This window comes from Enterobacter asburiae (assembly GCF_001521715.1).
In the GTDB taxonomy this organism is placed as follows: Bacteria; Pseudomonadota; Gammaproteobacteria; order Enterobacterales; family Enterobacteriaceae; genus Enterobacter; species Enterobacter asburiae.
In genome coordinates, this window is record NZ_CP011863.1 from 3,789,467 (window position 1) to 3,810,518 (window position 21,052).

At 56.8% G+C, this 21,052-nt stretch carries 14 protein-coding genes and 1 pseudogene; 9 read left to right on the forward strand and 6 right to left on the reverse strand.

Features of this window, described 5'->3' with window-relative positions; translation table 11 throughout:
- Positions 1–4 precede the first annotated feature (4 nt).
- From bcsZ to ACJ69_RS18305, 5 genes are all read left to right on the forward strand, one after another.
- Positions 5–1,111, forward strand: coding sequence for a cellulose synthase complex periplasmic endoglucanase BcsZ (gene bcsZ, locus ACJ69_RS18285; protein WP_047646780.1), 1,107 nt, complete (start codon positions 5–7; stop codon positions 1,109–1,111).
- Positions 1,093–4,575, forward strand: a complete 3,483-nt coding sequence (gene bcsC, locus ACJ69_RS18290) for a cellulose synthase complex outer membrane protein BcsC (protein WP_059347467.1) — start codon at positions 1,093–1,095, stop codon at positions 4,573–4,575. Before bcsZ ends, bcsC begins: the two co-directional genes overlap by 19 nt.
- 119 nt (positions 4,576–4,694) lie before the next feature.
- Positions 4,695–6,701 (forward strand): biofilm formation regulator HmsP, encoded by a 2,007-nt coding sequence (gene hmsP / locus ACJ69_RS18295; protein ID WP_029740458.1) that lies wholly within the window; start codon positions 4,695–4,697, stop codon positions 6,699–6,701.
- Positions 6,702–6,860: 159 nt separating this feature from the next.
- On the forward strand, positions 6,861–8,147 hold the full coding sequence (locus ACJ69_RS18300) for a dicarboxylate/amino acid:cation symporter (RefSeq protein ID WP_023333768.1): 1,287 nt from the start codon (positions 6,861–6,863) through the stop codon (positions 8,145–8,147).
- A gap of 227 nt (positions 8,148–8,374) precedes the next feature.
- A complete protein-coding gene (locus ACJ69_RS18305; RefSeq protein ID WP_054830219.1) occupies positions 8,375–9,868 on the forward strand; it encodes a M16 family metallopeptidase in 1,494 nt (497 codons plus the stop codon).
- 63 nt (positions 9,869–9,931) lie between these two features.
- Here the strand turns inward: ACJ69_RS18305 and kdgK are convergent, their stop codons facing one another.
- A complete protein-coding gene (gene kdgK / locus ACJ69_RS18310) occupies positions 9,932–10,861 on the reverse strand; it encodes a 2-dehydro-3-deoxygluconokinase (protein ID WP_059347469.1) in 930 nt (309 codons plus the stop codon).
- 229 nt (positions 10,862–11,090) lie between these two features.
- Here kdgK and pdeH point away from each other — a divergent pair, with 229 nt between their 5' ends.
- On the forward strand, positions 11,091–11,864 hold the full coding sequence (gene pdeH, locus ACJ69_RS18315) for a cyclic-guanylate-specific phosphodiesterase (protein ID WP_023309584.1): 774 nt from the start codon (positions 11,091–11,093) through the stop codon (positions 11,862–11,864).
- Between the two features lie 65 nt (positions 11,865–11,929).
- On the forward strand, positions 11,930–13,972 hold the full coding sequence (locus ACJ69_RS18320; RefSeq protein ID WP_059347471.1) for an AsmA family protein: 2,043 nt from the start codon (positions 11,930–11,932) through the stop codon (positions 13,970–13,972).
- Between the two features lie 60 nt (positions 13,973–14,032).
- Here the strand turns inward: ACJ69_RS18320 and ACJ69_RS18325 are convergent, their stop codons facing one another.
- From ACJ69_RS18325 to ACJ69_RS18335, 3 genes are all read right to left on the reverse strand, one after another.
- Entirely contained in the window at positions 14,033–15,355 is a 1,323-nt protein-coding gene (locus ACJ69_RS18325; RefSeq protein WP_047646786.1) for an MFS transporter, read from the reverse strand.
- A 260-nt stretch (positions 15,356–15,615) separates the two neighbouring features.
- Entirely contained in the window at positions 15,616–16,641 is a 1,026-nt protein-coding gene (gene yhjD, locus ACJ69_RS18330; protein ID WP_038417846.1) for an inner membrane protein YhjD, read from the reverse strand.
- A 52-nt stretch (positions 16,642–16,693) separates the two neighbouring features.
- Positions 16,694–17,593, reverse strand: a complete 900-nt coding sequence (locus ACJ69_RS18335; protein ID WP_059347473.1) for a LysR family transcriptional regulator — start codon at positions 17,591–17,593, stop codon at positions 16,694–16,696.
- A gap of 119 nt (positions 17,594–17,712) precedes the next feature.
- On the opposite strand from ACJ69_RS18335, the gene ACJ69_RS18340 reads away from it, so the two are divergent.
- Positions 17,713–18,471, forward strand: a complete 759-nt coding sequence (locus ACJ69_RS18340) for an SDR family NAD(P)-dependent oxidoreductase (RefSeq protein ID WP_029742153.1) — start codon at positions 17,713–17,715, stop codon at positions 18,469–18,471.
- 97 nt (positions 18,472–18,568) lie between these two features.
- On the opposite strand, the pseudogene ACJ69_RS25995 reads toward ACJ69_RS18340, so the two are convergent.
- Positions 18,569–18,667 (reverse strand): annotated as a pseudogene (locus tag ACJ69_RS25995) (lysozyme); the annotation flags it as partial.
- 71 nt (positions 18,668–18,738) lie between these two features.
- A complete protein-coding gene (locus ACJ69_RS18345) occupies positions 18,739–19,278 on the reverse strand; it encodes a GNAT family N-acetyltransferase (protein ID WP_029742154.1) in 540 nt (179 codons plus the stop codon).
- A 148-nt stretch (positions 19,279–19,426) separates the two neighbouring features.
- Between ACJ69_RS18345 and ACJ69_RS18350 the strand changes: the two genes are divergently transcribed.
- Positions 19,427–21,016 (forward strand): STY4199 family HEPN domain-containing protein, encoded by a 1,590-nt coding sequence (locus tag ACJ69_RS18350; protein ID WP_059347475.1) that lies wholly within the window; start codon positions 19,427–19,429, stop codon positions 21,014–21,016.
- Positions 21,017–21,052: the final 36 nt, after the last annotated feature.

The window sequence follows — 21,052 nt, forward strand, 5'->3', positions numbered from 1 at the left end:
TGTGATGAAAGCCTTTCGCTGGTGTGCATTAGCAGCGTTGATGCTGGCGGCGCTTCCTCTTCGCGCCGCCTGTACCTGGCCTGCCTGGGAGCAGTTTAAAAAGGATTACATCAGTGAGGGCGGGCGTGTCGTTGATCCCAGCGACACGCGCAAAATTACGACCTCGGAAGGGCAAAGCTACGCCTTGTTCTTTGCCCTTGCGGCGAACGATCGCAGCGCGTTTGACCAGCTGCTGACCTGGACGCGCGATAATCTTGCCAGCGGCAATCTCAACGACCATCTGCCCGCCTGGCTATGGGGTCAGAAAGATAAAGAGACGTGGGCGGTGATTGATACCAACTCCGCCTCTGACGCCGATGTCTGGATCGCCTGGTCTCTGCTCGAAGCGGGTCGGTTGTGGAAACATCCGGACTATACCCGCACGGGTAAGGCGCTGCTGAAACGCATTGTCAGTGAGGAAGTGGTGAAAGTGCCGGGGCTCGGCGCAATGCTGCTTCCCGGTAAAGTCGGTTTTGCCGATGAAAACGTCTGGCGTTTTAACCCCAGCTATCTTCCTCCGCAGCTAGCGAGTTATTTCACGCGTTTTGGTACCCCGTGGACCCAGCTTCGTGAAACCAATCAGCGTCTGCTGCTGGAGAGCGCGCCGAAAGGTTTTTCGCCGGACTGGGTTCAGTATCAGAAAAACAAAGGGTGGCGGTTACAGCAGGATAAATCGCTGGTGGGCGGCTACGATGCCATCCGCGTTTATCTCTGGGTGGGAATGATGAGTGATAAAGATCCTCAGAAAGCCCGGCTGCTGACGCGCTTCCAGCCGATGGCGGCAAAGACAATGAAACGGGGTGTGCCGCCGGAGAAAGTGGATGTGGCGACGGGTAAACGCACCGGGAATGGCCCGGTCGGGTTCTCTGCCGCCATGCTGCCGTTTTTACAACAACGTGATGCCCAGGCGGTTCAGCGCCAGCGCGTTGCAGACCATTTTCCCGATAATAATGCCTATTACAGCTACGTGCTGACTCTCTTTGGGCAAGGATGGGATCAGCATCGTTTTCGCTTCACCGCAAAAGGTGAATTAATACCGGATTGGGGCCAGGAATGCGCAAGTTCACAGTAAATCTACTCACTTTATCGCTTGGCCTGGCACTGATGCCGATGGCTGAGGCCGCCAACTCTCCGCAGCAGAAACAGCTGCTGGAACAGGTTCGGCTGGGCGAATCGACACAGCGTGAGGATTTGGTTCGTCAGTCGCTTTACCGTCTTGAGCTGATTGACCCGAACAACCCTGACGTCATTGCCGCACGTTTTCGCTACCTGCTGCGCCAGGGCGATAACGCCGGTGCGCAAAAAAAGCTGGATCGTCTGAAAGGGATCGCGCCGGGCTCGAGTGCGTATCAGTCATCTCGCAACACGATGCTGCTGTCCACCCCGGATGGCCGCCAGCAGCTCCAGCAGGCGCGATTGCTCGCCACCACGGGACACACGCAGGAGGCGATTGCAGCCTATGACAAGCTGTTTGACGGCAACCCGCCGGGCGGCGACGTGGCGACGGAATACTGGAACGTCGTGGCGAAAGACCCCGCTCGCCGGAATGCGGCCATTAACCAGCTCAAGAAAATCAACGCCAGCAGTCCCGGAAATACGCAGCTGCAGGCGACGCTGTCCCAGCTTTTGTTCCAGAGCGGACGCCGTGATGAAGGCTTTGCCGTATTGCAGGAGATGGCTAAATCGACCAACGGGCGCAGCCAGGCGTCTGATATGTGGTATGACCAAATCAAAGGCCAGCCTGCCAGCAGCGCCAGCGTCAGCGCGCTGCAAAAATACCTGAGCGTATTCAGCAGTGGTGATAGCGTCGTGGCGGCGCGTGCCCAGCTCGAAGAACAGCAAAAACAGCTCGCTGACCCGGCGTTCCGCGCGAAAGCGGAAGGGCTGGCGGCTGTGGATGCCGGGCAGGGGAGTAAGGCGGTGGCTGAGCTGCAAAAAGCCGTCAGCGCCAACCATGCCGACAGTGAAGCGGTGGGCGCCCTTGGCCAGGCCTATTCCCAGAAAGGCGACCGCGCCCGCGCGGTGGCGCAGTTTGAAAAGGCGATCGCCCTCGATCCCCAGAGCGATAACCGGGGTAAATGGGACAGTCTGCTCAAGGTCAACCGCTACTGGCTGCTGATCCAGCAGGGTGATGCGGCCCTGAAGGCGAATAACCCTGCGCAGGCGGAGCGTTACTATCAGCAGGCGCGCGGTATCGACAATACCGACAGTTATGCCGTGCTGGGGCTGGGCGATGCCGCCGCGGCGCGTAAAGACAACGACGCGGCGGAACGTTACTATCGCCAGGCGCTGCGTATGGACAGCGGCAACAGCAATGCGGTCCGCGGCCTGGCCAATATTTACCGCGCGCAGTCCCCGGAGAAGGCCTCGCAGTTTATCCAGTCTCTCTCCGCCAGCCAGCGCCGGAGCATCGATGATATTGAACGCAGCCTGACCAACGAGCAGCTCTCCGCTCAGGCAGAACAGCTGGAAAATCAGGGGAAATACGCCCAGGCGGCAGAGATTCAGCGTCGTCGTCTGGCGCTCTCTCCCGGCGACGTGTGGATAACCTATCGTCTCTCGCGCGATCTCTACAGCGCAGGTCAGCGCAGCCAGGCGGATACCCTGATGCGTCAGCTTGCCAGCCAGAAACCGTCCGACCCGGATCAGGTGTACGCCAGCGGGCTCTATCTTTCCGGCAACGATCAGGACCGCGCCGCGCTGGCGCATCTGGACACGCTGCCGCGCAGCCAGTGGAACGGCAATATTCAGGAGCTTGCCGACCGCCTGCAAAGCAACCAGGTGCTGGAAACCGCCAACCGTCTGCGTGACAGCGGCAAAGAGCAGGAGGCGGAAAACCTTCTGCGCCAGCAGCCGACCTCCACCCGCATCGACCTGACGCTGGCGGACTGGGCGCAGCAGCGTGGCGATCTGGCGTCGGCGAAAACGACGTACAGCGCTGTACTGCAGCGTGAACCGCAGAACGAAGACGCGATCCTCGGCCTGACCGAGATTTATAGCGCGCAGGGTGACAAAGATGCCGCGCGCGCAGAGCTGGCGAAACTGCCCGCCGCGCAAAATGGCCAGCCGCTGTCGCTCAACATGCAGCGCCGGATCGCGATGGCGCAGGCAGGTCTGGGCGATTCCGCTGCCGCAGAACAGACCTTCAACAACATCATTCCGCAGGCTAAATCGCAGCCCGGCTCCATGGAAAACGCGCTGGTGTTACGTGATGCCGCGCGTTTCCAGGCGCAAAACGGTCAGCCTCAGCAGGCGCTGGAAACCTATAAAGACGCGATGGTGTCGTCCGGCGTCACGACGACCCGTCCGGCCGACAACGACAGTTTCACTCGTCTGACGCGTAACGATGAAAAAGACGACTGGCTGAAGCGCGGCGTACGCAGTGATGCCGGTGACTTGTACCGTCAGCAGGATGTTAACGTCACGCTGCAGCACGACTACTGGGGTTCCAGCGGAACGGGCGGCTATTCCGACCTGAAAGCGCACACCACCATGCTGCAGGTGGATGCCCCGCTGTCTGACGGGCGCATGTTCTTCAGAAGCGATCTGGTCAACATGGACGCCGGTTCATTTGATAACAATAACGGGACCTACGATCCAAAATGGGGGACCTGCTACGAAACGCCGTGTAGCGGCAACACCCATCAGTCCGACAATGGCGCAAGCGTCGCCGTCGGCTGGCAGAATAAAACCTGGGCGATGGATATTGGCACCACGCCAATGGGCTTTGACGTCGTCGATGTGGTGGGCGGGATCAGCTACAGCAGCGATCTGGGCCCCATCGGCTATACCGTTAACGCCCATCGCCGCCCAATCTCCAGCTCTCTGCTGGCGTTCGCCGGGCAAAAAGATACCAACACCGGCACCACCTGGGGCGGCGTACGTGCCACCGGTGGCGGCGTAAGCATGAGCTATGACAAAGGGGAAGCGAACGGCGTCTGGTCAAGCCTGAACGCGGAAACGCTGACGGGTAAAAATGTGGAAGATAACTGGCGCGTCCGCTGGATGACGGGTTACTACTACAAGCTCATTAATAAAAACAACGAGCGCCTGACGGTCGGCGTCTCCAATATGCTCTGGCACTACGACAAAGACCTGAGCGGTTATACCCTGGGTCAGGGCGGCTACTACAGCCCGCAGGAGTATGTCTCCTTCGCACTGCCGGTGACCTGGCGTAAACGCACGGAGAACTGGTCATGGGAGCTGGGTGGCTCAGTGTCCTGGTCTCACTCTAAAACCAAAGACGAGCTGCGCTATCCAATTCAGAACCTGATCCCGACCGATGAGCCAGACCGCTATACCGACCGGGGCGCGATGGAAACCGGCAGCAGCTCCTCAGGCACGGGTTATACCGCGCGGGCCATTATTGAACGCCGCGTAACGTCCAACTGGTTTGTGGGCATGGGCGTGGATATTCAGGAAGCGAAAGACTATACCCCAAGCCATGCGCTGATCTATGTGCGTTACTCTGCTGCAGGCTGGCAGGGCGATATGGACTTACCGCCGCAGCCGCTCATCCCTTACGCGGACTGGTAATCGGATTTTCCTTAATCCATTTGTAAGTCTCTCTTAATAGCGCGGCAATCGGGTATACTCAGGCGCGCCAGGTTTACACCCTGGCGCGCCCTGCGCTTCGAGTTTTGTGGAGAGTCATTTTGCGTGTCAGCCGTTCCTTAACAATCAAACAGATGGCGATGGTTTCTGCCGTCACCATGCTGTTTGTACTGCTCTTCTGCGTAATTTTGCTGTTTCATTCCGTACAGCAGAATCGCTATAACACGGCTTCGCAGTTAGAAAGTATCGCCCGCTCGGTGCGCGGCCCTCTCTCTGCCTCTATCCTGAAAGGGGATATTCCCGAAGCGGAAACCATTTTAAAACGCATTCAGCCTGCCGGCGTCGTGAGCCGCGCCGATGTGGTCTTGCCCAACCAGTTTCAGGCGCTGCGGATGAGCTTTATCCCGGAGCGTCCCGTCCCGATGATGGTGATGCGCCTGTTTGAACTGCCGGTGCAGATTTCGCTGCCCGTTTATTCGCTTGAACGCCCTGCCAACCCGCAGCCGCTGGCCTACCTGGTATTACAGGCGGACTCCTACCGCATGTATAAATTCGTCATGAGCTGGGTGGTTACGTTAGTGACCACTTGCTTACTTATGACGCTTATTCTCAGCGTGGCGCTTACCTGGTGCATTAACCGGCTGATTGTTCATCCGCTGCGCCGTATCGCCCGCGAGCTGAATACGCTTGCGCCGCAGGATCAGATGGGGCATCAGCTTGAGCTACCGCGTCTGCATCATGACGATGAGATAGGTATGCTGGTGCGCAGCTACAACCTCAACCAGCAGCGCATCCAGCGCCAGCAGGATGAGCTAAACAGCAGCGCCACGCGCTTCCCGGTGTCTGAGCTTCCTAATAAAGCCTTCCTGATGGCGATGCTGGAGCAGACCGTTGCCCGTCAGCAAACCACGGCGCTGATGGTTATCGCCTGTGAAACCCTGCAGGACACGGCTGGCGTGCTCAAGGAGAGCCAGCGCGAAATGCTGCTGCTGACTCTGGTCGAAAAAGTGAAGTCTGTCCTTGCCCCGCGCATGGTGCTGACCCAGGTCAGCGGTTACGACCTGGTGGTGATTGCCAACGGCGTAAAAGAACCCTGGCATGCGATCACTTTAGGTCAGCAAGTACTCACTGTCGTTAATGAGCGGTTGCCCATTCAGGGTATCCAGCTTCGTCCAAGCGCCAGTATCGGTATTGCGATGTACTATGGCGATTTAACGGCAGAGCAGCTTTATCATCGCGCGTTCTCGGCGGCGTTCACCGCCCGGCGCAAAGGCAAAAATCAGATCCAGTTCTTCGCGCCGGAAGAGATGGAAAAGGCGCAGCAGCGCCTGACGGAAGAGAGCGACATCCTGACCGCGCTGGATAACCGCCAGTTCGCCCTCTGGCTACAGCCGCAGGTGAATTTGCTGACGGGAGAAGTGAAAAGCGCCGAGGCACTGCTGCGCGTGCAGCAGCCGGATGGTTCATGGGAGCTACCGGAAGGGCTGATTGAGCGCATTGAGTCCTGCGGCCTGATGGTTACCGTTGGCTACTGGGTGCTGGAGGAGTCCTGCCGTCAGCTTGCTGCCTGGCAGGAGCGCGGCGTGACGCTGCCGCTGTCGGTCAATTTGTCTGCCCTGCAGCTTATGCACCCAACCATGGTTTCAGAGATGCTGGAGCTGATCCATCGTTACCGAATCAAGCCTGATACGTTAACTCTGGAAGTGACGGAGAGCCGACGCATCGACGACCCTAATCAGGCGGTCGCAATTCTGAAACCGCTGCGTAATGCCGGCATTCGCATCGCGCTGGATGATTTTGGCATGGGGTACGCCGGGCTGCGTCAGCTTCAGCACATGAAAACCCTTCCGGTGGATGTGCTCAAAATTGATAAAGCGTTTGTCGACGGTCTGCCGGGCGACAGCAGCATGGTGCAGGCGATTATCCAGATGGCACGCAGCCTCAACCTGCATCTTATTGCCGAGGGAATTGAAACCGAAGCGCAACGCGCCTGGCTGGCAGAGGCGGGCGTGGAGAGCGGACAAGGCTTCCTTTTTGCCCCTGCTGTTCCTTCGGATGTCTTTGAAGAACGATACCTTTCTGGTGCTGACAATAACGCAAAAGTGTAATTTTGTTGCTGGCTTGTGCGAGCCAGCTCAAAGTTCTTAACATTTGTGTTTCAAATTTGAACTGAGTTTATTTCTGTCCTGCTATGTGGGTGTTATTTTAAAGCCGCAGGTTAACCATAACCTTACAAAGCCTGTGGTTTTTCTTCCCAAGGACACCTTATGAAAACCTCACTCTTCAAAAGTCTTTATTTCCAGGTCCTGACAGCCATCGCCATCGGTATTCTGCTGGGTCACTATTACCCTGAGCTGGGCGCGCAAATGAAACCGCTTGGCGACGCGTTCGTTAAGCTCATCAAAATGGTCATCGCTCCGGTGATCTTCTGTACCGTCGTGACGGGCATCGCTGGCATGGAAAGCATGAAGGCGGTAGGTCGTACCGGTGCAGTGGCGCTTCTCTATTTCGAAGTGGTCAGTACCCTTGCGCTGATTATCGGTCTGATCATCGTCAACGTGGTGCAGCCGGGCGCGGGGATGAACGTAGACCCGTCAACGCTGGATGCCAAAGCGGTCGCGGTGTATGCCGAGCAGGCGAAGGATCAGGGCGTGGTGGCCTTCCTGCTGGACGTAATACCGGGCAGCGTCATTGGCGCGTTCGCCAGCGGAAACATCCTGCAGGTTCTGCTGTTCGCGGTGTTGTTTGGCTTTGCCCTGCACCGTCTGGGCAGCAAAGGCCAGCTTATCTTTAATGTGATCGAAAGCTTCTCGCAGGTGATCTTCGGCATCATCAATATGATCATGCGCCTGGCGCCGATCGGTGCTTTCGGTGCGATGGCCTTTACCATCGGTAAGTATGGCGTCGGTACGCTGGTGCAGCTGGGTCAGCTGATTATCTGCTTCTATATCACCTGTATCCTTTTCGTGGTCGTGGTGCTGGGCTCCATCGCCCGCGCGACGGGTTTCAACATCTTCAAATTTATCCGTTACATCCGCGAAGAGCTGCTGATTGTTCTGGGGACCTCCTCTTCAGAGTCGGCGTTGCCGCGTATGCTCGACAAGATGGAAAAGCTGGGGTGCCGTAAATCGGTGGTCGGGCTGGTGATCCCGACGGGCTACTCCTTCAACCTGGACGGCACCTCGATATACCTGACGATGGCGGCCGTGTTTATCGCTCAGGCGACCAACAGCCATATGGATATTTTCCACCAGATTACCCTGCTGGTGGTGCTCCTGCTCTCCTCTAAAGGCGCGGCAGGCGTGACGGGCAGTGGCTTTATCGTGCTGGCTGCCACCATTTCCGCTGTGGGTCACCTGCCGGTGGCGGGTCTGGCGTTGATTCTCGGTATCGACCGCTTCATGTCAGAGGCGCGCGCGTTAACCAACCTGGTGGGTAACGGCGTGGCAACGGTGGTAGTGGCGAAATGGGTAAAAGAGCTGGATCACAAAAAGCTCGACGATACTCTGAATAATCGTTCAACTGACAGCAAAAATCCTGGCTTATCCTCTTAATCTTGACACAAATGCCCGTATTCCCTTGTCGGGATGCGGGCTCCTGCGCATAATAACTGTTCGTACCTGTCATAATTCGACAAGATTTTTTTTGGGTATATTTCACTTCTGACCGTGACGTTTTGCCGAACGCGCGGTCTAATCGACGTGTTTTCATCGTCATCTTTAAGAGTGAAGAGCGTCGCGAAACACTCTTTTTTAACCAGGAATGTTGATCAGGGGTTCACATGCAGGGCACAAAAATTCGACTCTTAACCGGCGGTTTGCTGATGATGGCAGCAGCCAGTTATGTGCAGGCAGATGCGCTCCAGCCAGACCCGGCCTGGCAACAAGGGACATTAGCGAACGGTTTTCAGTGGCAGGTGTTAGCCACTCCGCAGCGTCCCAGTGACCGTATAGAAATCCGTCTGTCTATTAATACCGGTTCCCTCACGGAAAGCACTCAGCAAACCGGTTTTAGCCATTTTATTCCCCGGCTGGCGCTCACGCAGAGCGGCAGCCTGCAAGCGGTTCAGGTGCGTTCGCTTTGGCAGCAGGCCATCGATCCAAAACGCCCGCTCCCCCCGGCTGTTGTCTCGTATGACTACACCATGTTTAACCTGAGCCTGCCTAATAACCGTAACGATCTGCTTAAAGAAGCGCTTACATATCTCTCCGATGCCTCTGGCAATCTGGCGATTACGCCGGACACCGTCAACTATGCGCTGAGCAACAGCGACATGGTGGCGACCTGGCCCGGGGATACCAAAGAGGGCTGGTGGCGTTACCGCCTGAAGGGCTCGACGCTGCTGGGACACGATCCGGCCGAACCGCTGAAACAGCCGGTGGATGCCGAACAGGTAAAATCGTTCTACCAGAAGTGGTACACCCCGGACGCGATGACGCTGATCGTGGTGGGTAACGTGGACAGCCGCGCGGTGGTGGAGCAGATCAACAAAGCGTTTGGTGATTTGAAAGGCAAGCGTGAAACGCCAGCCCCTGTTCCGACGCTCTCTCCGCTGCGTGCAGAGCCTGTCAGCATTATGACGGACGCCGTGCGTCAGGATCGCCTCTCCGTCATGTGGGATAACGCCTGGCAGCCAATCCGCGAGTCCGCGGCGATGCTGCGCTACTGGCGTGCTGATCTGGCGCGTGAAGCGCTGTTCTGGCACGTTCAGCAGACGCTGAGCAAGAACAACGTGAAGAATATCGGTCTTGGCTTTGACTGCCGCGTGCTGTTCCAGCGTGCGCAGTGCGCCATCAACGTTGAATCGCCGGGCGATAAGCTGAATGCCAATCTGGGCGTGGTCGCGAAAGAGCTGGCAAAAGTGCGTAAAGAGGGTCTTTCCGAAGAGGAATTCAACGCTCTCGTGGCGCAGAAAAAACTCGAGCTGCAGAAGCTGTTTGCGACCTACGCTCGCGCCGATACCGACATTCTGATCAGCCAGCGTATTCGCTCTCTGCAGAATCAGGTGGTCGACATTGCGCCGGAACAGTACCAGAAGCTTCGTCAGGACTTCCTGAACGGTCTGACCGTCGAGATGCTTAATCAGGACCTCCGTCAGCAGCTGTCGCAGGAGATGGCGCTGATCCTCCTGCAGCCGAAGGGCGAGCCGGAATATGACATGAAGGAAATTCAGACGACCTGGGATTCCATTATGGCTACCGCGCCGCAGCCTTCGCAGGCCGCCACGGCTGATGATTTACATCCGGACGCGACGGATATTCCGCAGGGGCAGTAATGCTTAAACATTCCCTCTCCCTGTGGGAGAGGGTTAGGGTGAGGGCATCAGCCCGCACCTTACTTAAACAGGCATCGCCTCACGCGGAATAATCGCCCCGCGATACTGAATCACCGTGCTGGCCGTCAGGTGCCCACGCTGTGCCGCCGCTTCCGGCGTTCCACCCGTCAGACGTACCGCCAGATACCCAGCGCTGAATGAATCGCCGGCCGCCGTGGTATCAATCACTTTCTCTTTGGCAAGCTTCACCGCCGGAACGTTAACCAGCGCTTCGCCCGCCACCGCGACCAGGCACGAATCCGCCCCGCGCTTAATCACCACTTCGCTCACGCCTGCCGCCTGCGTGCGTGCAATCACGTCCTCTACCGGTTTCTCACCCCACAGGGCGTCTTCATCGTCGAGCGTCAGGAAGGCGATATCGGTGCACTGCAGCATCTGCTGATAGACCTGCTGCGTCTCTTCGCGGCTGGCCCACAGGCGCGGGCGATAGTTGTTATCGAAAATAACCTTGCCGCCGTTTGCACGGCATTCGCGCAGCAGCGAGAGCAGCTTTTCACGGCTGGCGGGGCTTAAAATCGCCAGGCTAATGCCGCTCAGATAGAGGTAGTCAAAGGTCGCCAGCTCTTCGCAGATGGCCGCGGCTGCGTCGCTCTCCAGCCAGAATTTGGCCGCGGCTTCGTTACGCCAGTAATAAAACGTGCGTTCGCCGGTGCTGTCGGTTTCGATGTAATAAAGCCCCGGGAGGCGGTTCTCCATACGCTGAATCAACGACGTTTCAACATGTTCACTCTGCCAGGCCTCCAGCATTTGCTGGCTGAAGCTGTCCGTGCCCAGGGCGGTCACGTAGTTCACGGTAAGCGCGTCAGGCGCGACCTGACGGGCAATATAAACGGACGTGTTTAACGTATCGCCACCAAATCCGCGGCTGACTTCCGCGCCTTTTTGTGACAGCTCAATCATGCATTCGCCAATCACGGCAATTTTTTTGGACATAGTCGTGAACCTGAACAGAAGAATTATCAGCAGTGTGCGCTGAGTGAATTAACCGGTCAACTATATTAAAACAACGTTCCATTATTTTATTTGAGCCAGCGCGTGTTCCCGCGCATTTCTGTCATCTTAATTTCATTTTCCCGGTGAATTGAACATAAAGTTCTCAATTGTCGGGCCGATAATCCTGTGACGAGTCCAGAAAGGCTATCCCAACAACAGGACATCTGAAATGAAGTCAGAGCAGGTTATCCAGCGGCTGAGCACTACGCCTGAGGCAAGTATTGAGAACTTGCAGGAGCATCGCTACTGGCTGCAATGTGAGCGTGCGTACACCTATCAGCCGATCTACCGAACAGATGGTCGACTGATGGCGATTGAAATTTTGACCGTCGTTACGCATCCCTCAAACCCTACTCAGCGCATCGCGCCGGATCGCTATTTTGCCGAAGTTGCCGTTCGCCAGCGTCTGGACGTGCTGGAAGAGCAGCTTCGTATGCTGGCGACGAAGCAACCTTTTTTCGAACAGCACGATATCCTCGCCTCGGTGAACGTCGATGGCCCAACCCTGCTGGCGCTGCGTCAGAACGCGAAATTGCAGGAGCTGATCGCCACTCTGCCGTGGATGCGCTTCGAGCTGGTGGAGCATGTCCGCCTGCCGCAGGATTCCTCGTTTGCGTCGATATGCGAATACGGCCCGCTGTGGCTGGATGACTTTGGCACCGGCATGGCGAACTTCTCCGCCCTGAGTGAAGTACGCTACGACTACATTAAAGTGGCCCGCGACCTGTTTATTATGCTGCGTCAAACCCCGGAAGGGCGGAATCTGTTTACGCTGTTATTACAGCTGATGAACCGCTATTGCCAGGGCGTGATTGTTGAAGGTGTGGAAACACTGGAAGAGTGGCGTGATGTGCAAAACTCTCCCGCAGCGGCGGCGCAAGGCTATTATCTCTCCCGCCCGGTACCCATGGATCGCCTCGATAGCGTTATAACGACCCTCTGATAAGCCCGCTTCCCTTTGTCTGGACTATAGTTTTACAGGACAGGTCATCAGGAAAGGGGATAAAAATGACGAGAACAACCAGGGTAATCTCCTGGACAGCAGGGATTTTCTTGTTGTTGATCGTGGTCGTCGCCATCATTATTGCGACGTTTGACTGGAACCGTCTCAAGCCGACCATCAACCAGAAAGTCTCAACCGAACTGAACCGCCCCTTCGCCATACGCGGTGATTTAGGGGTGGTATGGGAGCGTCAGAAAGAGGAGCCCGGCTGGCGCAGCTGGATCCCCTGGCCTCACGTCCATGCCGACGACATCATTCTCGGCAACCCGCCGGATATCCCGGACGTCACCATGGTCCACCTGCCGCGCGTTGAAGCCACGCTGGCTCCGCTGGCGCTCCTCACCAAAACGGTCTATCTGCCGTGGATCAAACTTCAGCAGCCCGATGCGCGCCTGATCCGACTTTCAGAAAAAAACAACAACTGGACGTTTAACCTTGCCAGCGACAGCGAAAAAGATCCGAATGCCCAGCCTTCCTCCTGGTCATTCCGTCTCGACAATATTCTTTTCGATCGAGGACGGATCGCCATCGACGATAAGGTCAGCAAGGCGGATGTGGAGATCCTCGTCGATCCGCTGGGCAAACCGCTGCCGTTTAGCGAGGTCACGGGCACGAAAGCAAAAGGCGACGCGGCAAGCGTAGGTGACTATGTCTTCGGCCTGACGGCAAAAGGGCGCTACAACGATCAGCCTCTCAGCGGTAAAGGGAAAATAGGCGGCATGCTGGCGCTGCGGAGCGAAGGCACGCCGTTCCCGGTGCAGGCGGACTTCCGTTCCGGTAACACCCGCGTGGCGTTCGTGGGCACGGTCAACGATCCGATGAATATGGGGGGCGTCGACCTTCAGCTCAAATTTGCCGGTGATTCGCTGGGCGAGCTGTATGAACTGACCGGCGTGCTGCTGCCGGATACCCCGCCGTTCGAAACGGACGGGCATCTGGTTGCCAAAATCGATACCGAAAAAGCGTCCGTTTTTGACTACCGGGATTTCAACGGCCGCATCGGCGACAGTGATATTCACGGCACGCTGACCTACACCACCGGAAAACCGCGCCCGAAACTGGAAGGGGATGTTGAGTCCCGTCAGCTGCGTCTGGCCGACCTGGGCCCGCTAATTGGCGTGGACTCGGGTAAAGGTACCAAGTCGAAAGAGATCAAAAAGGATGTTCAGCCTGCCGGCAAAGTGCTGCCATACGATCGCTTCGAAACCGACAAATGGGATGTTATGGATGCGGATGTGCGCTTCAAAGGCGGAAAAATTGAACATGGCAGTACGCTGCCGATCAGCAATCTTTCGACCCATATCCTCCTCAAAAACGCCGACCTGCGCCTGCAGCCGCTGAAGTTCGGCATGGCGGGCGGGACGATTTCCTCGAATATTCACCTGGAAGGCGATAAGAAGCCGATGCAGGGACGGGCGGAAATCCAGGCGCGTCGATTGAAGCTGAAAGAGCTGATGCCGAACGTAGAACTGATGCAGAAAACTCTCGGTGAAATGAACGGTGATGCCGACATTCGCGGCGTGGGGAACTCGGTGGCGGCGCTGCTGGGCAGCGGCAATGGTAACCTGAAGCTGCTGATGAACGACGGGCTGGTGAGCCGCAACCTGATGGAGATCCTGGGGCTGAACGTCGGTAACTACGTCATCGGGCAAATCTTCGGTGATGACGAGGTGCGGGTGAACTGCGCGGCGGCCAATCTGGATCTGGTTAACGGCGTGGCACGTCCACAGATATTTGCCTTCGACACGGAAAACGCGGTGATTAACGTGACCGGGACCGCGAGCATGGCCTCGGAGCAGCTTGATTTGACGATTGACCCGGAAAGTAAGGGGATCCGCATCATCACCCTGCGCTCGCCGCTTTACGTGCGCGGAACCTTCAAAAACCCTCAGGCGGGCGTGAAGCCCGGACCGCTGATTGCGCGCGGTGCGGTAGCTGCGGCCCTGGCGACGCTGGTCACCCCAGCCGCAGCCCTGCTGGCGTTGATTTCGCCGTCTGAGGGCGAGGCTAATCAGTGCCGTACTATTTTGTCGCAGATGAAGAAGTAGCTCCCTTTCTCCCTCTCCCTGTGGGAGAGGGCCGGGGTGAGGGCATCGGGCCGCAGTGAATTACAGAGCCTGGTGCTTCGTCTCGTGCGTCAGCAGCAGCGCAATCAGCGTCAGCGCTGCCATGGCCGCCAGATAGACGCCCACGTAGAACAGACCATAGTTCGCCTGCAGCCAGGTGGCGATATACGGCGCAACGGACGCGCCCAGAATAGAGGCAACGTTGTAGGAGAACGACGCACCGGTATAACGCACTTCCGTCGGGAACAGCTCAGGCAGCAGCGCGCCCATCGGGCCGAAGGTCAGCCCCATCAGGCTCAGGCCAATCAGCAGATAGGCCATCACCAGTGCCGGACTACCTGAACCCAGCAGCGGCGGGAAGACGAACAGGGCAAACAGAATGATCAGCGTGGTGATCACAATCATGCTTGAGCGGCGACCAAACTTATCCGCCAGCAGACCCGCAATCGGTACCATGACCCCGAACCCGATCACCGCCATCATCAGCATCCACAGCACTTCGTTACGCGGCAGCCCCAGGCCAACCGGCGCGGCGGCGGTACTGAACGTCATGGAGTAGACGGTCATGATGTAGAACAGCGTATAGGTTGCCAGCATGATGAACGTGCCCAGTACGGTCACGCGGACGTGTTTGGTCAGCAGCGTACCCAGCGGCACTTTCACCTGCTTGTTCGCCGCGGCCACTTTCGCAAAAACTGGGGTCTCATGCAGCGAAACGCGCACATACAGGCCAATCAGCACCAGCACGGCTGAGAAGATAAACGGGAGACGCCAGCCCCAGCTCATGAACTGTTCATCCGTCAGCAGCCAGGAGAGCAGCAGGAACGTCCCGTTGGCAAAGAAGAAGCCAATCGGTGCGCCCAGCTGCGGGAATGAACCGTACAGTGCGCGCTTGCGCGCCGGGGCGTTCTCGGTGGCCAGCAGCGCCGCGCCGCCCCATTCACCGCCCAGTCCCAGACCCTGACCGAAACGCGCCAGCGCCAGCAGGACCGGCGCCAGAATGCCGATGGTTTCATAGGTTGGCAGCAGACCGATGGCTACGGTGGAGATGCCCATCGTCAGCAGCGAGGCCACCAGGGTGACTTTGCGGCCAATGCGATCGCCAAAGTGTCCAAACAGCGCAGAGCCAATCGGACGCGCAACAAACGCGATGGCAAAGGTCGCCAGAGACTGCAGCGTGGCCGCCGTCGGATCGCCCTGCGGGAAGAAAATATGCGGGAAGACGATGACCGCGGCGGTGGCATAAATATAAAAGTCGAAGAACTCAATGGCGGTGCCAATCAGCGAGGCGACGACAACTTTATTGCGCGAGTTTACCGGAACGTTTTCCGTTCCTGAGTCGAGTGTGGTGGCTGTTGCTTGCATAATATTTTCTTATTTTTGTCGAACGAAAGGCCATATTACGCACAGCAAAAGCGACATTTCAATCTGTAACAAAGCCGCGCGCTGGTGATAAAAGCAACAAAAAGCGGATAATTTTCAGGCCAGCGAAAACACGTCTATGAAATGCTTCACAGATTTTAAATATCAGTCAATTAAACTGGTTTTCGGTTAAATAAAAGTTACGGACTGGATTTATATGCTGAAATGATGAATCGGGCTGAAATTTCAGCCCGAGAGCGGGGCTAGCGGTGCGTTTTACCGGGCATTCGCGTGTCGCCTTTGTACTCGGCGGTGGCAATCCATGCCGCGCAGAACAGCGTCAGGCGGGCGAAGAAATAGAAGAAGGCCATCAGTCCCAGCACCGAGCCAAACGCCGCGCCGGAAGGCGATTTCACCAGCGACGGCAGCGTGTAGGTCATCACGATTTTGATCACCTCAAAGCCGATCGCCGCAATCAACGTGCCGCGAATCAGCGCCTTCTTGCGCGGACGATGGCGGGGCAAGCGCCAGAAGATCCAGAAGAACAGCAGGTAGTTAGCGAAGATGGAAATGGCCAGCCCAATGCCGCGCCAGGCGGGCTTCAGCCATTCGATGTAATCAAGATAGAGCGCGGAGATGATCATCTGCTGCGCCGAGCCCGCCACGGAGGTAATGGAAAGCGTCACGATCAGCGCGACGAGCAGGCCAATCAGCGAAACAAAATCGCGGAGATACTTCACCCAAATTTTCTCCTGGTCCTGCGGCTTACGCTCCCAGACGTCGCGTGACTGGGCGCGAATGGCCTCGCGCAGGTTGCCCATCCAGTTAACGCCGGAGTAAAGTGCAATCAGCAAACCGACGATACCGACGGTGGTACGCTGCTGCACGGCGGTATTGATGGTGCTCTTGAGCGTGCTGGCAAGAGTCGGGTCACTGACGTTATTCAGGATCTTACTGAAGATATCCTGCAGCAGCGTCGGGTGCGACGCGAGCACAAAACCTGCCGCTGCAAACGACACCATCAGGATCGGGATCATCGACAGGAAGGAAAAATAGGTGATGGCGGCACCAAACTGGTTCCCCATGCGGTCATTAAAGCGCTCGGTCGCGCGTATCAGATGCGCAACCATGGGAAACTGCTGAATTCTCGCGGCGATGCCGGTGACGGTCCCCAGCGCTTTGCTGGCGGTGCCTGGCGTTTTGGCCTCTTCGGGCCCGGTTTCCATCTTTTTGACGGGCTCATACTCTAAATGTTGGGTGGGTCGTTGCGGGTTGTTTTCCGGCGTCACGCGCATTTTCCTTTTCGTTGAGCTGGATGTGTTTGTGAATTATAGCTTGCGGCTAGTCCACGTAAGCTTTTGTGAGTTCGGTAAGCCACTCCATGAACAGATGGACCCGGCGGGAGAGGTTGCGGCGGTGAGGGTAAATCAGGGAGACGGGCATCGGTTCGGCCCGGTATTGCGGGAGGATCTCAGTCAGTTTCTTCGCGCGCAGTAAATCGCGCACCCCAACCCGCGGAACCTGAATAATGCCCAGCCCGGCGAGACAGGCAGCCTGGTAAGTTTCCGTGCTGTTGACGGTTAATACCCCGCCCGTTTTTATCCACTGCGTCGCACTGCCGTTATAAAACTCAAAACCCTGCGGGCGGGTTCCCAGCATCGCAGCGTAGTGGATCACGGCGTGCGAGCCTAAATCGTCCAGGGTTTCCGGATAGCCAAAACGCGTCAGATAATCCGGGCTGGCGCAGTTAATCACCGACAGCTTGCCCAGAGGACGAGCAATCAGCCCTGAATCCTTCAAAGTGCCGACGCGCACCACGCAATCAAACCCTTCGCGAATCACATCCACCAGGCGATCGCTGCTGCTGAGCTCCAGTTCAATGCCCGGATAGTGCTGCAGAAAAGCAGGTAGTTTGGGGATGACTAAATTTCGAGCAACGCCGACGGGCATATCCACGCGCAGCCGACCGCTGATGCTGGAGGGATCGTGCTGAAACATACCGTCGAGTTCATCAAGGTTTGCCAGCAGATCTTTTGCCCGTTCGTAATAGACCATGCCGTCCTGCGTCAGGCTGACGCGGCGCGTGGTGCGGTGCAATAGCTGGGTCCCAAGCCGGTTTTCCAGGGCCTGAATTTGCCGCGAGACGCTGCCTTTCGGCAGGGTTAATGTTTCGGCCGCGCGGGAAAAACTCTCCAGTTCCGCGACGCGGACGAACAACTGCATTGCGTGAATTTTATCCATAGAGGAAGCTCATTGTTGTTTCTGGTGAAACAGTGAAGCGTTTTAACCCATCTTTATTGATTTTCTATCACCTAATAAGCTCTTTCTCAATCTCCTTAACAGCCAAAACGAGGTTTATGATGAGTGAACGTATCGCATTAGTGACGGGTGGTAGCCGTGGTCTGGGTAAAAACGCTGCGTTAAAGCTGGCGGCAGACGGCACGGGAATTGTCCTGACATACAACCGTAGCCAGCAGGAAGCGCTGGATGTTGTGCATGAAATTCAGCAAAAAGGCGTCAACGCAGCGGCATTACAGCTCAACGTCGGGGATATCACGGGTTTTGATCATTTTGCCCGACAGCTTCAGGAAACTCTTAAGACCGTCTGGCAGCGCGAAACCTTTGACTATTTATTGAACAATGCCGGAACGGGTTTATATGCGCCCTATGCCGACACGACGGAAGCCCAGTTTGATGAAGCGTTGAACATTCATTTCAAAGGACCTTTCTTCCTGACCCAGCGCCTGCTGCCGCTGCTTAACGACGGGGGACGTATCCTCAACGTCTCCAGCGGGCTGGCCCGTTTTACCCAGCCGGGCTCAGGGACCTATGCGGCCATGAAGGGGGCGATGGAAGTGTTGACGCGTTATCAGGCGAAAGAGCTGGGCGCGCGCGGGATTTCCGTCAATATCATTGCGCCGGGTGCGATAGAAACCGACTTTGGCGGCGGACGCGTGCGCGACAACGCGGAGCTGAATCAGTTGCTGGCCTCGCAGACGGCGCTGGGACGGGTGGGGCTGCCGGACGATATTGGCGATGCCATTGCGGCACTGCTCAGCGATAAGCTGGGCTGGATGAATGCGCAACGTATTGAAGTGTCAGGCGGTATGTTCCTGTGATGCGCGGGCTTAAGGGGAAGGAACCTCTTAAGGAAACCCTTAATATGGATGTGTCTGCATACTGACAGTGATAAAGAACGCAGGCAGCCATAGCCGATAACCCATTTTCATCACGATATTTCTCCAGAGAAAGACCCGGATGTTTTTTTATTAACGCAATGGCCGCTGAAAATATTTCCAGCGAATGATGTTTGATATTCGTTTCCTCTTAATAGCGACACTGAAGAGGAAACGACGTCCGGGAAATATCTGCTAAAAAGCGGTTGGTCAGGAATTATTATTCAGGTATTCCTGCTGTAATAAACCAAATAGCCAGTCATTTTGCCAGCGCCCCGCAAGGTAATAGCTCTCGCGTAATTCACCTTCCAGGCGAAAGCGGGCTTTTTCCAGCAGGCGTCTTGACGCGACATTTCCCGCGGTAACGGTGGCGGTGAGTCGCCGTATACCGCCCTGATGAAAAGCGTAATCGCAAAGTGCTTTCAGGGATTCAAAGCCGTAACCTTTCCCCTGCGCCTCGGGTGCGAAAAGGAAGCCCACTTCGGCGCAGTCCTCCTCCCGATGAATATACCCGGTAACGCCCAGCGGGGCATGTGAGGCGGTGTCACGTACGACGAGACAAAGCCAGTGCGCGCTGCCCGGTGCCCATGGGGTCAGACGCGAATCAAACGCCTCGCGGATCGCCGCGACGGGACGATCTTCCGCCACAAAGCGCATCACGTCCGGGTGCTGCTGTAGCGCCAGAAAAAAGGGCCAGTCTTGTTCCTGCAGGGGCGAACAGGTCAGGCGAGAGGTAATTAAAACCGGCATTCAGTTTCTCCTGAAACATTTTAAATCATTTTAGGGTTGTCACTTTATTTCAACAGAAAGTCAGGTATGGTTAACCGCGTATAAATAAAAAGAAAAAAGGGCGTCTCGTGCCCATTCCGGATGTCTTCGTTGTCGCTTAAGGAAAACAATGACTCTCAGCACATCACACCATATTCGCGAACAGTTTGAACACTGTCTGGCGGTCATTCGCCATGCGTCGGTGGAAATTTTACTCCTTCTGAATGTACATGCTTCTGAGGGAAAAGATCCACGCTGGTTCCTGGAACAACTCGACAGCGCGCGATTAGCTCTGGGCGGCTGGGGAGCCGTTGCGAAAAAACTCAACCTCAATGATGCCGAGATGTCGGAATTTACGCTCCAGCTGCGCCTGCTGCAGCAGCGCGTTCCGCAGTATGAAAGCGGACAGGATGTGAGTGAAAACCAGCTTATTGCGGCGATGCGGTTTGTGACCGCGCTGGAACATCTTCGCCTGCAGCAGCCGCTGTTGACCTACAGCACTGACCTGGCACCGGGAAGCGAACTCCAGCAGCAGCAGGCGCACAAGCAGGTACGCGCGATTGAGCTGATGATTAAAGGGCTCATCCAGCAGGCCTGGCCCGATCAGGTGCGGCTGAACAACCATCTTAAGACCCTGTTTAACGCTGACCGCGTGCGGCGCTGGCTGAAGCTTGGCGAGATCAATGATGTCCTCAGAGGCATGATGTTCAGTGAACTGGCGCAGATGCTGGTGGATAAAAAAGAGTTCAGCCGCTATTACGCTTCGCTGTTCAGCGACCCGTCCATGCTGACGCTGCTGGTTGAACCGCGCAAAACGCTGCAAACCTTCCTCGATGATATTCGGCAAATCCGCAACAGCATCACCGTTCAGAAAACGCTAAGCTCGGCGCAAATCCAGCTGCTGGATAACTACTATGCGCAGATCGCGCGGCCCGTTCAGCGCGCGTTTGAAGAGGGGAGAACGCGCGTCAATCCGGCCGGATTCATGGCGGTAGATGCCAGCGAATTGCATACCTTCTGGGAAAAGGCGCAGAAAATGGATCGGGTCACCGGTGGGGATCTGTTTGAAGTCCGTGACACCATTGAAAAGCCGACCCAGCGCGCGCCGCGTACCCCTGAACAACGCGAGCAGCTCATTTCCGGTGCGCTATGGGGGGCGGTTGGCGTCATGGTGATCGCCATCGTGGCGGGAGGCTTCTGGCTGGTGACCAGCAGCAAACCGCAGCCTGCAACCGCCAGCGCGGCTGAAGCGGCTCCTCCGCAGGAAATGCGCGAGACGCCTTCCTCGCGCGAAACGCTCACGCGCATGGGGGTCACCTGGGACGAGAATAATTTCCGCTCGGCCATTAACCGCAACGATACCCGCGTGACCCTGCTATTTTTGCAGGGCGGTATGGACTGGAAGCTGTCCTGGACCGAAGAGGCGATGTCGGCAGGCTATGACGATGTGCTGGAGCTGATGTTACGCTACCGGCAGAACATGGTGGAAGAGAAGCCGTGTCGTCGCTTCATCAACACGCTCAGCCATGCCATGTCGAACGGCGAGTCTCTGACCTCGGTTCGTAAAGAGTATCTCAAAGCGTTCTGCACCGTGCCTGCCGAGGTGAAACGCCAGCAGCACGATCTCGACATGGCCACACGCCGCGCGCAGTCGCAGCCGGATGCCACCACGAAAAAATGGCAGTCCATTCAGACTGCCATTTATGAGGTGATTCGCTGATCTCTTCTCCCTCTCCCTGTGGGAGAGGGCCGGGGT

Excerpts from the sequence above, each read along its gene's own strand:
- kdgK (WP_059347469.1), bottom strand. The coding sequence starts at position 10,861 with ATGTCCAAAAAAATTGCCGTGATTGGCGAATGCATGATTGAGCTGTCA.
- ACJ69_RS18335 (WP_059347473.1), bottom strand. The coding sequence starts at position 17,593 with ATGGATAAAATTCACGCAATGCAGTTGTTCGTCCGCGTCGCGGAACTG.
- ACJ69_RS18325 (WP_047646786.1), bottom strand. The coding sequence starts at position 15,355 with ATGCAAGCAACAGCCACCACACTCGACTCAGGAACGGAAAACGTTCCG.
- pdeH (WP_023309584.1), top strand. The coding sequence starts at position 11,091 with ATGAAGTCAGAGCAGGTTATCCAGCGGCTGAGCACTACGCCTGAGGCA.
- bcsZ (WP_047646780.1), top strand. The coding sequence starts at position 5 with ATGAAAGCCTTTCGCTGGTGTGCATTAGCAGCGTTGATGCTGGCGGCG.
- ACJ69_RS18305 (WP_054830219.1), top strand. The coding sequence starts at position 8,375 with ATGCAGGGCACAAAAATTCGACTCTTAACCGGCGGTTTGCTGATGATG.
- ACJ69_RS18340 (WP_029742153.1), top strand. The coding sequence starts at position 17,713 with ATGAGTGAACGTATCGCATTAGTGACGGGTGGTAGCCGTGGTCTGGGT.
- ACJ69_RS18345 (WP_029742154.1), bottom strand. The coding sequence starts at position 19,278 with ATGCCGGTTTTAATTACCTCTCGCCTGACCTGTTCGCCCCTGCAGGAA.
- ACJ69_RS18320 (WP_059347471.1), top strand. The coding sequence starts at position 11,930 with ATGACGAGAACAACCAGGGTAATCTCCTGGACAGCAGGGATTTTCTTG.
- ACJ69_RS18300 (WP_023333768.1), top strand. The coding sequence starts at position 6,861 with ATGAAAACCTCACTCTTCAAAAGTCTTTATTTCCAGGTCCTGACAGCC.
- ACJ69_RS18350 (WP_059347475.1), top strand. The coding sequence starts at position 19,427 with ATGACTCTCAGCACATCACACCATATTCGCGAACAGTTTGAACACTGT.
- bcsC (WP_059347467.1), top strand. The coding sequence starts at position 1,093 with ATGCGCAAGTTCACAGTAAATCTACTCACTTTATCGCTTGGCCTGGCA.